Annotated in this window: 12 protein-coding genes; 5 read left to right on the top strand and 7 right to left on the bottom strand. The window is 67.0% G+C overall.

Annotation, left to right across the window (positions count from 1 at the left end):
- The first annotated feature begins 264 nt into the window (after window positions 1-264).
- Window positions 265-1149, top strand: coding sequence for a hypothetical protein (locus tag OQF71_RS12285; RefSeq protein ID WP_280588010.1), 885 nt, complete (start codon window positions 265-267; stop codon window positions 1147-1149).
- Window positions 1150-1184: 35 nt separating this feature from the next.
- Here the strand turns inward: OQF71_RS12285 and OQF71_RS12280 are convergent, their stop codons facing one another.
- Complete coding sequence (locus tag OQF71_RS12280) at window positions 1185-1472, bottom strand: hypothetical protein (protein WP_280588009.1); 288 nt, start codon at window positions 1470-1472, stop codon at window positions 1185-1187.
- Window positions 1473-1580: 108 nt separating this feature from the next.
- Here OQF71_RS12280 and OQF71_RS12275 point away from each other — a divergent pair, with 108 nt between their 5' ends.
- Together OQF71_RS12275 and OQF71_RS12270 are read left to right on the top strand one after the other, a co-directional pair.
- A complete protein-coding gene (locus OQF71_RS12275) occupies window positions 1581-2468 on the top strand; it encodes a DMT family transporter (RefSeq protein ID WP_280588008.1) in 888 nt (295 codons plus the stop codon).
- Window positions 2469-2528: 60 nt separating this feature from the next.
- Window positions 2529-4154: an ATP-binding protein gene (locus OQF71_RS12270; protein ID WP_280588007.1), complete on the top strand. Its 1626-nt coding sequence runs from the start codon at window positions 2529-2531 to the stop codon at window positions 4152-4154.
- 27 nt (window positions 4155-4181) lie between these two features.
- Here OQF71_RS12270 and OQF71_RS12265 read toward each other — a convergent pair whose 3' ends face one another.
- Window positions 4182-4679, bottom strand: a complete 498-nt coding sequence (locus OQF71_RS12265) for an SRPBCC family protein (RefSeq protein ID WP_280588006.1) — start codon at window positions 4677-4679, stop codon at window positions 4182-4184.
- A gap of 136 nt (window positions 4680-4815) precedes the next feature.
- Between OQF71_RS12265 and OQF71_RS12260 the strand changes: the two genes are divergently transcribed.
- Together OQF71_RS12260 and OQF71_RS12255 are read left to right on the top strand one after the other, a co-directional pair.
- Window positions 4816-5742 (top strand): DNA-3-methyladenine glycosylase, encoded by a 927-nt coding sequence (locus OQF71_RS12260; protein ID WP_280588005.1) that lies wholly within the window; start codon window positions 4816-4818, stop codon window positions 5740-5742.
- A gap of 89 nt (window positions 5743-5831) precedes the next feature.
- Window positions 5832-6200, top strand: a complete 369-nt coding sequence (locus OQF71_RS12255; protein WP_280588004.1) for a DUF555 domain-containing protein — start codon at window positions 5832-5834, stop codon at window positions 6198-6200.
- A gap of 65 nt (window positions 6201-6265) precedes the next feature.
- On the opposite strand, the gene OQF71_RS12250 is transcribed toward OQF71_RS12255, so the two are convergent.
- The 5 genes from OQF71_RS12250 to OQF71_RS12230 form a co-directional block, all read right to left on the bottom strand.
- Window positions 6266-6499, bottom strand: a complete 234-nt coding sequence (locus tag OQF71_RS12250; RefSeq protein ID WP_267663448.1) for a UPF0058 family protein — start codon at window positions 6497-6499, stop codon at window positions 6266-6268.
- 264 nt (window positions 6500-6763) lie between these two features.
- Window positions 6764-6943 (bottom strand): hypothetical protein, encoded by a 180-nt coding sequence (locus tag OQF71_RS12245; protein WP_280588003.1) that lies wholly within the window; start codon window positions 6941-6943, stop codon window positions 6764-6766.
- A gap of 138 nt (window positions 6944-7081) precedes the next feature.
- Window positions 7082-8098: a transcription initiation factor IIB gene (locus OQF71_RS12240; RefSeq protein ID WP_280588002.1), complete on the bottom strand. Its 1017-nt coding sequence runs from the start codon at window positions 8096-8098 to the stop codon at window positions 7082-7084.
- A 257-nt stretch (window positions 8099-8355) separates the two neighbouring features.
- On the bottom strand, window positions 8356-9312 hold the full coding sequence (locus OQF71_RS12235) for a mechanosensitive ion channel domain-containing protein (RefSeq protein WP_280588001.1): 957 nt from the start codon (window positions 9310-9312) through the stop codon (window positions 8356-8358).
- A gap of 93 nt (window positions 9313-9405) precedes the next feature.
- The coding region (locus tag OQF71_RS12230; protein WP_280588000.1) for a M20/M25/M40 family metallo-hydrolase at window positions 9406-9899 on the bottom strand (494 nt) is incomplete at its 5' end.

Genomic DNA, 9899 nt, shown 5'->3' with positions numbered 1-9899 from the left:
AAGTACTGGAGTGAGCGATCCTCTGGGAACCGCGGTTCGCCGCCTACCCATTCATACGGGGCGATTGCCCCACACAATTTCATTTTTCGACGAGTAGCGCGAGCGGTCCGCGGGCGTGGTTTGGTGTGTTGTCGCGGTGTGACACTCCACAGCTGGGTTTCGACGCCGTGTTACAGCGCCGCGCGACCGCGCTGTATCCGAATTTCAATATTGAGGCTCCCACCCATAAGTTTATCAATTTTGTCGCTGAAGCTAACGCCATCGATGGCTGTTCCGGCGGATTCTAACCACGACATCACGGTGCGGTTGTCCGCGGCCGGACAGCCGCCGGTGCGTGACGGAACCCCGCCGGAGCGGGTGATTTCGGTGCTGTTCGAGACCGGGGTCGAGGAGTGGCGTCGCGGGTGGCGCAGTTCGCTCGGATCAGGTCCGGCCCGAGAGGCGATCGTCTCCGCGAGCGACACCACCCGCGGAGCGACGGCGACGACGCAGATCGTCCCGGGAGGGCGACTCGCGTACACGACCCTCGACGCGTCCGCGGATCTCGATCGCGTGATTGACGCCGTTTCGTCGCACGTCGCCGATGTCGAGGGCGAGACGCCGTCCGTTATCGTCGACGATATTGCGTCGGTGCTCACCGACCGGGACGTCGCTGCGACCCGCTCGTTCGTCGCGGCGCTGCGCGGTCTCGTCGACGACGTGGTCGTCGGCTGTTCGTATCGTTCAGAGGTGGCCGCCGCCGTCAGGTCGCTCTTCGATCCGACCGACGTCGCAGGGCGCGTCGATCACCCCGTCGCCGGAGCTCTCGACCGACTCCGGCGGGACGACCCGACGACGTTCGGGTACGTCCGTCGTCACTGGTCGGAGGCGCGCGAGGGGATAGAGCGCTGTACGCGGAACTACCCGCAGTCGCGGCAGGTACACGCCGCGCTTTCCGACCCGGAGACGACGCCGCGGACGCTCGGCGCGGCGCTGTCGGGGCTCGTCCGGCTGGGCGTGCTTGACACGTGGGGCGAGACCGTCGGCTCGACGCGGTACGACCTCACCGCCTACGACCCCGACCGGATGTGGGTGATTGAGGCCGTCCTCGCGGCTTCGTCGGGTGGGACCGGCGCGACCGGAGAGTCGGCGGCGACCGGCGATACCTGAGCGATGGAGGCGATCAACCGCCCGGTCCGCCGCGTCTAACTGCCTGATTCCGCGCCCGGTGCGTCGAGCTCGTGGTCGACGACAGTCCCGTCCGGTTCGAGGGTAACTGTGCCGAGCGTGACCGTCTCCCCCGCTTCGAACCGGTCGGCGACCGTCCCGAGAACGGTCTGTTGATCGAGCAGGTCCCAGACCGTCTCGGCGACGAGGGACTGGAACGCTTCGGGGTCCGTCCACCCGGAATCGACGTCCGACGGGACGTGAACGACGAACTGGAGTTCCTCCTCGGTGAGGTGGATTCCCACGCCGAACGTGTCTGCGCACATACGTCCCCGTTCGAACCGGAGTCGCAAATCTCCGTCGGGAGGGAGTCGGACGCACCGCTCCGTCTCGAAACCGGTAAGCGGGGGGCGCCGGAACCGACCGACGGACCGATGTCGACCGACCCGCGGATCCCGCCGGCGGCCGCCCTCGCGACCGCGGTCGTCGCCGTGAGCGCCGGAGCGATCCTCGTCAGGCTCAGCGAGGCACCGAGCTCGGTGGCCGCGTTCTACCGCGTCCTGTTCACGACGCTGCCGCTGCTTCCGGTCGCGATCTGGCGCAATCGGGCCGAGTTCGCCCGCATCGGGCGACGCGACCTCGCGATGGCGGCGCTGTCGGGCGTCGCGCTCGCACTCCACTTCGCCGCGTGGTTCGAGAGCTTGGAGTGGACGAGCGTCGCGGCGAGCGTCACGCTCGTCCAGGCGCAGCCGGTGTTCGTCGCGCTCGGTGCGTGGCTGCTCCTCAGAGAGCGCGTGACGCGACGGATGGTCGCCGGTATCGCGGTCGCGGTCGCGGGAATGGTCGCGATGTCCGTCGGCGACCTCCTCGGCGGGGTACTCGTTGGTCCTCGACCACTCTACGGAAACGGACTGGCGCTGTTCGGCGCCGTGACCGCGGCCGGCTACGTCCTCGCCGGGCGATCCCTCAGGCAGCGCGTCTCGCTCGTCCCGTACGTGGTCGTCGTTTACGGCGTCTGTACCGTGACGCTGCTCCTCGTCGTGCTTGCGGAGGGGCACTCTCTCGCGGGCTACCCGCCCCGCGAGTGGGCGCTCTTCGCGGGCCTCGCGCTCGGCCCGGGGCTGCTCGGCCACACTGTTCTCAACTGGGCGCTGGCACACGTCGAATCGAGCGTGGCGTCCGTCTCCTTGCTCGGCGAACCGGTCGGCGCGACGCTGCTCGCGTTCATCCTCCTCGCCGAGGCGCCGACTCCCGTCACGCTCGTCGGCGGCGGCGTCGTCCTTGCCGGGATCGCGCTGACGTCGACGGGGACGACGAACTAACGTTCTCACGACCGATACTCGGGAGTTAACGTTGAAATACGGGAACCCACATCTCATGGTATGCACCGTCGTTCCGTCGTCGCCTACGTGGGCGACGACACGAACGTACGTGACCGCGTCGCGGACGCGATCGAGGCCGCGTGGAGCGGCTCTCGCTCGCCGGGCTACGAGGCGCTTGCGCCGACAGCGCTGGAGACCGTCGCCGACGAGAGTCCGTCGCCGTTGGATGACGCCTGCGGAGTCGTCGCCACGGTCGACGCGCTCGCGTCGAACGCCGTCCGGGATCACCTCAGGGCAACGCCCGAGACCGCTCCCGTCATCGTCGTCGTCGAAGATCCGGAGATCGAAACGCTTCGCGCCGTTCTCGACGCAGACGTGGACGATGTCGTCTCCATCGAACCGAACAATCGGTCGGGGACTGCATGCGAGGAAGGCGAGACCGATCCGCTCGTCGAGCGCCTGCGAGACGCCGTGGACCACGAGTTGACGCGGCTCGGCGAGGGCGATGTCGCACAGCTCCGAGAGGTGTTGTTAGACGCCGGAACCACCCTGATGAGCACCAGATCGGACGAGGTCGGGACGAAGATCGCTTGGACGATGGAGAACGTCGGCCAGCAGGTCGCGGTCGATCGGATCGTCTGTTACTTGGAGGACGAGGGCGCGTTCGAGCCGGCGTATCACTGGGCGTCCGGAGAGTGCGACCCTGCCCCGCGATCCTTCTCGGAGTTCCCTGACCCCGATGGACTTTCTACCTTCGAGAACGTTGCTCGTCCGCCAATAGCTTCGGAGAAATCGGGCGGGATGCACGCGGACGCCGATGGGGTGATGCCGGCGGACGACAGAGCGCTTCCGATCGGAGGTACCGACACCCGGCCGGCGACGGTTCACGTCCCGCTCGTCACCGACTGGGAGCTGAGCGGCGTCCTCGCGTTCGAGACCGACGACCCGCGCGCGTGGACCGAAGAAGAGGTCTCCGCGTACCGCACGTTCGGCGATCTGATCGCCCACACCATAGCGCGGAACGAGCGCCGCCTCGAACTACGCCGCCAGACGGAGCGGCTCGAACAGTTCAGCGCGGTCGTCTCGCACGACCTCCGGAACCCGCTCAACGTCCTCTCCGGCTACCTCGACCTCGTCGAGGACGACGTCGCGCGCCCGAAGTACGAGGCGATGGAGCGCGCGGTGCTCCGAATGGAGACGCTCATCGACGACCTTCTCATGCTGGCGAAGCGCGGCGATGCGATCGACGAGACGGAGTCCGTCCCGGTAGCGGCGATGGCCGAGGACGCCTGGAGCTCCGTTCAGGCGCCGGAAGCGACGCTGACGATCGCCGACGATGTCGGCCACGTGGAGGCCGATCCCGGCCGCCTGCGACAGTTGCTCGAGAACCTCTTCCGAAACGCCGTCGACCACGGCGGGAGGGGCGTCAGCGTTGAGGTCGGGGTTGGGGACGGCAGTTCGGGGCTGGGAGGAATGTACGTCGCCGACGATGGACCGGGGGTTCCACCCGACGCGTGCGATGCGCTGTTCGAATCGGGGTTCTCGACCGCGGGGAGCTCCGGGCTCGGGCTCGCCATCGTCGACCGGATTGTCGACGCCCACGGCTGGGAGCTCGACGTGCGCAACGACGGCGGCGCGGTGTTTGAACTCTCTTTTGAGACGGAGCCGGCGACTGCCCCTGCCTGACCTCGAATCGCCCCGTTCTCGCGACACCTACGGTTCGAACCGGGCGATCGTCCGTCGGTGTCGGTCGCGGAACATGCCCTCGAATCCCACCTTCGCGAACGGCCCGGCGAGATCGCCGAGGGGGCCTAGGGGGAGCCGGTACGACACGGAGTCGACGAGGAGCGTCTCTTCGCCGTCGGCGTAGAAGGCGTGGGTGTGTTCCCACCGTCGGAAAGGGCCGCCGACCATGTCGTCGACGAAGTGCGCGCTCTCTCCGACCGGCGCGTCGCCGTCGGGCTCCCGCTCTACGATCCGGGAGACCCACCGCTGTCTGGGCCCGACGCCGAGCGGTCGCATCGACATTCGTATCCGAGACCCCTCGGCGAGCACCGCCGGGTCCGGCTCCCCGTCCGGTCCCTCGACGCCGGCGATACGGAGGTTCATCCAGTCGGGCGTGAGCGCCCGAAGGCCGTCGATCGTGGAGTGGAAGGCCCACACTTCGTCGATGGGGGCTGGAACGCGGGTCGTCCGGCGGTACGTCGGCATACCGTCGCTACGTGCCGACGGGCCAAAAACCCCGCTTCGCCCGTGGGAGTTGCCGGCGACCGGGGTGTGCCGTCGATTTCGCATCGCCTCACCGGTATCGAAATCCGAATACGGCTGCGCCCCCAGCGGATCCGTAATGGAACGAGGCGCGATCGATCTCGCGGATCTGGCCGGCCCGTTCGACCTGCAGGCGACCGTCGAGAGCGGCCAGAGCTATCTCTGGAACCGCGCCGACGGCGAGACCTACGCGGATCTCCACGCCCGCGGTGGCGACGAGTGGTACCAGACGGTCGTCGCTCCGATCTCCGGCGTCGTCGACGAGCGTGTCCCTCTGCGCGTCAGACAGGAGGGCGGAGTACACGACGGGACCCTGCACTGGGAGTCGGCGACCGACGCCGCTCCGCTCGTCGAACACCTGTTCCGGCTCGACGACGACCTCGACGCGATCCTCGGCGCGACGCCCGACCTCCCGCTTCTCGAACGGGCGTACGACGCGTACGAGGGAATGCGGCTCACCCGCGACCCGGTGTTCCCGTGTCTGATCTCTTTCATCTGCTCGGCGCAGATGCGCGTCGCGCGGATCCACGGGATGCAGCGCCGCCTCCGCGAGACGTACGGCGATGTCGTCGAGCTCGACGGGGAGGGATACCACGCGTTCCCGACGCCCGATCAGCTCGCCGCCCGAACGGAGAACGAGCTTCGCGACCTCTCGCTGGGCTACCGCGCGCCCTACGTCCAGCGGACGGCCGAGCTGGTCGCGTCGGGCGAGGCGGACCCGCTGGCGGCCGCGGACCTCCAGTACGAGGAGGCGCGCGAGTCGCTGACGCGATTCGTCGGCGTCGGGGAGAAGGTCGCCGACTGCGTGCTGCTGTTCTCGCTCGGCTTCCTCGAAGCGGTGCCGCTCGACACTTGGATCCGGACGACCATCGAGGAGTACTACCCCGACTGCGAGCGCGGTAACTACGTCGAGACGTCGCGTGCGATCCGCGAGCGCTTCGGCGGCAAGTACGCCGGATACGCTCAGACGTACGTGTTCTACTACCTTCGAGCGGGCGGCGAGTAGACCGGGACTGTCGCGCGCGCGGTCGTTGTTCCCCTCCCCGACCTGTCGGCCGAAGTTTCATACTCGCTCGTGTGGTACGTGCCACCGTGATGGACTGCCGAGTCGTCGTGGAGGCCGCCGTCCCCGTGTACGACGTCGGGACCGCCGACGAAGCCGTCCGGATCGCGATCTCGAAGACCGGCGAGATGCTGAATCCGGACCTCAGTTACGTCGAGATCGACACCGGAAGCCGCACGTCACCCGCGGGCGAGGAGCTGCCGCCGGCGTTCGTCGCCGCCGACGAGGCGCTCGTCGCCCTCGAACTCCGAATGGACGTGTTCAACGTCGAGCGCACCGAACACGCCAGCCGGGTCGCGCGCAAGGAGATCGGCCAACGACTCCGGAACATCCCCTTGACAGTGCTCGATGTCGAGGAGATCGAGACGGACGAAGAGCCAGAGAGCGCGGACGAAGCGTAGGCGACTCGCTGAGAACGGCGTGGAGACTAGGCTGCTAACGAACGGTCGACAACGGAAGTGAAGTCTCAGTCTGCGGTCGGGGCCAGCGGCTCCGATTCGGACTCGTCCATCGGCTCGGTAATTCCCTCAGTCAGCTTGAAAACGGCCGCTTTGTGGTCTGTTTTCGACTTATGAATCGATGTCGGCTTTACACCCAGCTCCTCGTAGGCCTCGAGATCGACATCCTCGTCCCAGAACTCGCACTGTTTTCGTACCTCCGCAAGAAGGCCGTGAAGATGGATGAGCTCCTGCTTCTTCATGAGTAACAGCCCTTTGCTACCGGAGGTTTATATTATTATCTTGAGTCACGTTACCATGGGTAGTTCGCGTATTCGGCGTTTTCGGGGCACAGACGGAGGTTTTTGGGTTATCGATCGGGAAGGTTTCACCAACCCGTGCTCGTCGCAGGGCTTCGAGACGGGAGGATATCGCGCCGAGCCTCGGTCAGCTTCGAAGGCTTCGGACGCGAGGAACCGTCGCGTGAGTCTCACGACTCCGGCGCCGCTCGCCTCCGACGGTGCGACTCACTGGAATTGTTCGACGGCTTCGAGATCCCGCTCGGTCCGCATAAACTCCGTCAGCCGACGGGTCGCGTGGCACTCGGGACAGCTGAAGTTTGAGCGGAGATCTTGAAGATCCGCGGGGTTGTCCTGCCACTCCTTAGTACACTCCGGACAGACAAGTCTGACGAACGCATCGACCATGACAGACCGTACATTCGGCTGGGTTAAAAACGTACGTGCGAAGAGGATCCGAGCGACGCCGACGCAGAAAAGATGTCTCGGAGAGAACGCACCGAACGAGAGCGGTCGCCGCGGAGAGACGGCGTCGAACGGTGACGGTTAGGCCGCCAGTCCCTCGCTCGCTTCGAGGAGCTCCTTGTATCGGTTCCGAATGGTGACCTCGCTGATATCGGCGACCGCCGATACCTCGCTCTGGGTCACCTTTTCGTTCGAGAGGAGCGCGGCCGCGTACACTGCGGACGCGGCGAGCCCGACCGGGGACTTCCCGCTCGTGATGCCGGTCTCCTTCGCGCCCTCGAGGAGTTCGCGGGCCTGTCGCTGTGTCTCCTCCGAGAGCTCCAGCCGCGAGACGAACCGCGGGACGTAGCTCTCGGGGTCCGCCGGCTGGACTCGCAGCCCCAGTTCGCGGATGACGTAGCGGTACGTCCGTGTGAGCTCCATCTTCTCGACGCGGGAGACGGCGGTGAACTCGTCGAGGCTCCGCGGGTTCCCCACCTGCCGGGCGGCCGCGTACAGCGACGCGGTCGCGACGCCCTCGATCGAGCGGCCGGGGAGAAGGTTCTCGCTCAGCGCGCGGCGGTAGATGACGGAGGCGGTCTCGCGGACGTTGTCCGGGAGGCCGAGCGCCGAGGCCATGCGGTCGATCTCGCCGAGCGCCTGTTTCAGGTTCCGTTCCTTGGAGTCGCGGGTGCGGAACCGCTCGTTCCAGGTGCGGAGCCGCTGCATCTTCTCGCGCTGGCGGCTGGACAGCGACTTGCCGTAGGCGTCTTTGTCCTGCCAGCCGATGTTCGTCGAGAGCCCCTTATCGTGCATCATGTTCGTCGTCGGGGCCCCGACGCGGGACTTGCTGTCGCGCTCGCCGGAGTTGAACGCGCGCCACTCCGGCCCGCGGTCCACCGAGTCCTGTTCGACGACGAGCCCGCAGTCGTCACACACCGTCTCACCGTGCTCCGTGTCGCTGATGAGGCTCCCGCCGCACTCGGGGCAGGTCGTGGTCCGCTCCGCCGCGGCCGACTCCGACTCGTCGGACTCCGTCTCTGCCTCTGCCGCTCGGTTTCTGCTCGTTCGCTCTCGTTCCGATTCTCCGCCGTAGTCGCGCGTGCGTGTCTCTGTCATAGGTTCTCTCCGATCGAACTCCCGACTGAAATACTGATGCCGGGCGCGCCGATTCGTTAACCAATAGTAAGTCGCCAGAGTATATAAATATACTGTGTGTTAAGTTATCATATCTCTCGGTGAAACGCCTCAACAGTCGCTTAGACGGTCGTCTCCGATTTATCAGGTCTACGTCACAATCGGTGACTCGACGACGCTCACATATTCGTGATATATAAACTATGCAGGAACGAGGCTACCTTCCGACTGGCGCCGCGCTACCGGCTCCGACTCACCGGGAACGCCACTCGGTCCGGTGCGTCGTTGAAGCGGTCGAGGATCCGCTCGTACAGTTCGTTTTTCACCCGCTGTCCCCGACGCGGATGGGTGAGGTACCGGACGCGGAGCTCCATCCACGACTCGCCCTGCGTCACGTTCACCGTCGGCCGATCGTACACCTCCAGTTCCACCGGCGTCTCGGCGAGCGCCTCCCGGTACGCCGCGATGCCGGCGGCCATCTCGTCGCCGAGGAGGTCGCTCGCCTCTTCGGCCATGACCTCGCGAGCGAAGTCGAGGTCGGTCTCGTAGGCGACCTGAATCCCGATCTCGTTCCACACGTAAGGGGAGCCGCCCCCGCCGAAGTTGACGACGTTCGAGGAGAGCACGACGCTGTTGGGCACCGTCACCACTCGTCCGGAGGGCTGATTGGTGGTGACCAGCTCGCCGTTGATCTCCCACAGCGTCGTCACGAGAAAATCGACCCCGATAACGTCTCCCTTCGCGTCGTCGATCCGGACCCGATCACCGACGCCGTACGGCTGTTTCACGGTGATGTACACCCACGCTATGAGCGACAGGAGTGGCTGCTGGAGCGCGAACGTGATCGCGAAGCCGATCACTCCGAGCGAGAACAGGAGTCCGAGCCAGTTCTCGGTCAACACCGCGAGCGTCGCGACCGTCCCCACGAAACCGAAGACGAGCCGCAGGAGGTTGCGCGTGTTATACGCGCGCCGCTTGTTCGAGGACCGCATCAGGATACCGACCGCGAGGAGGTACGACCCGTACAGCAGCGCCCCAACCGCGCCGACGAGCAGCGCCCGGCCGACGACGAGCGTCGCGGGGTAGCCCACCAAGTCGGGCCAGCCGCCGAGGACGCCCGTCGTCCCAACGAGCGTGCCGGCGACGGCGGCGACGGCGCCGAGCGCGACGGCGCCGAGCGCGAGTGGCTGTCTCACGCTTGTGGGTCGCGGCCAACCGGCAAAACGGTTGTGACGCCCGCCCGGTCTCACGGCTCGCCGGCGAGTCGCCCGCGGGTATCGGGGTGTCGGCTACTCCCCGTCGACCGCGACCCGCGCTATCGCCCCCGACAGTACCTCGGTCGCGGCCGCGCAGTCCTCCCAGTCGGTCCACTCGCGGGGGCTGTGCGAGATCCCGTCTCGCGAGGGCGCGAACAGGAGGGAGGCGTCGGTGACGCGGGCGACGCGCATCGCGTCGTGCGCCGCGCCGGAGTGGAGGTCGAGCGCGGCTCGGTCGGCGTCTGCCGCGGCGGCGTGGGCGGCCTCTCGGAGGCGCTCGCTCATCGGCGTGGGCGCCACGTCGAAGGGGCGGTCGAAGGCGGTGTCGACGCCCCGTTCGCGCTCCAGTCGGGCGAGCGACTCGCGAGCGGCCGAAACGATCGCGTCCATCGATTCGGTCTCGACGTCGCGGACGTCGACGCCGGCGTCGACGCGGCCCGGAACGACGTTCGTCGCGTTCGGCGAGACGGAGAGCGCGCCGACGGTGCCGCCCGCGGAGGCGCTAAGCACGTCGACGCCCGCGGTCG

The sequence above is a fragment of the Halorubrum sp. Boch-26 genome (assembly GCF_029889805.1).
Classification (GTDB): Archaea; Halobacteriota; Halobacteria; order Halobacteriales; family Haloferacaceae; genus Halorubrum.
This window is presented reverse-complemented; position numbering and strand designations above follow the sequence as displayed.

Coding starts and splice junctions, on each gene's coding strand:
- OQF71_RS12285 (WP_280588010.1), top strand. CDS start 265: ATGGCTGTTCCGGCGGATTCTAACCACGACATCACGGTGCGGTTGTCC.
- OQF71_RS12280 (WP_280588009.1), bottom strand. CDS start 1,472: ATGTGCGCAGACACGTTCGGCGTGGGAATCCACCTCACCGAGGAGGAA.
- OQF71_RS12275 (WP_280588008.1), top strand. CDS start 1,581: ATGTCGACCGACCCGCGGATCCCGCCGGCGGCCGCCCTCGCGACCGCG.
- OQF71_RS12270 (WP_280588007.1), top strand. CDS start 2,529: ATGCACCGTCGTTCCGTCGTCGCCTACGTGGGCGACGACACGAACGTA.
- OQF71_RS12265 (WP_280588006.1), bottom strand. CDS start 4,679: ATGCCGACGTACCGCCGGACGACCCGCGTTCCAGCCCCCATCGACGAA.
- OQF71_RS12260 (WP_280588005.1), top strand. CDS start 4,816: ATGGAACGAGGCGCGATCGATCTCGCGGATCTGGCCGGCCCGTTCGAC.
- OQF71_RS12255 (WP_280588004.1), top strand. CDS start 5,832: ATGGACTGCCGAGTCGTCGTGGAGGCCGCCGTCCCCGTGTACGACGTC.
- OQF71_RS12250 (WP_267663448.1), bottom strand. CDS start 6,499: ATGAAGAAGCAGGAGCTCATCCATCTTCACGGCCTTCTTGCGGAGGTA.
- OQF71_RS12245 (WP_280588003.1), bottom strand. CDS start 6,943: ATGGTCGATGCGTTCGTCAGACTTGTCTGTCCGGAGTGTACTAAGGAG.
- OQF71_RS12240 (WP_280588002.1), bottom strand. CDS start 8,098: ATGACAGAGACACGCACGCGCGACTACGGCGGAGAATCGGAACGAGAG.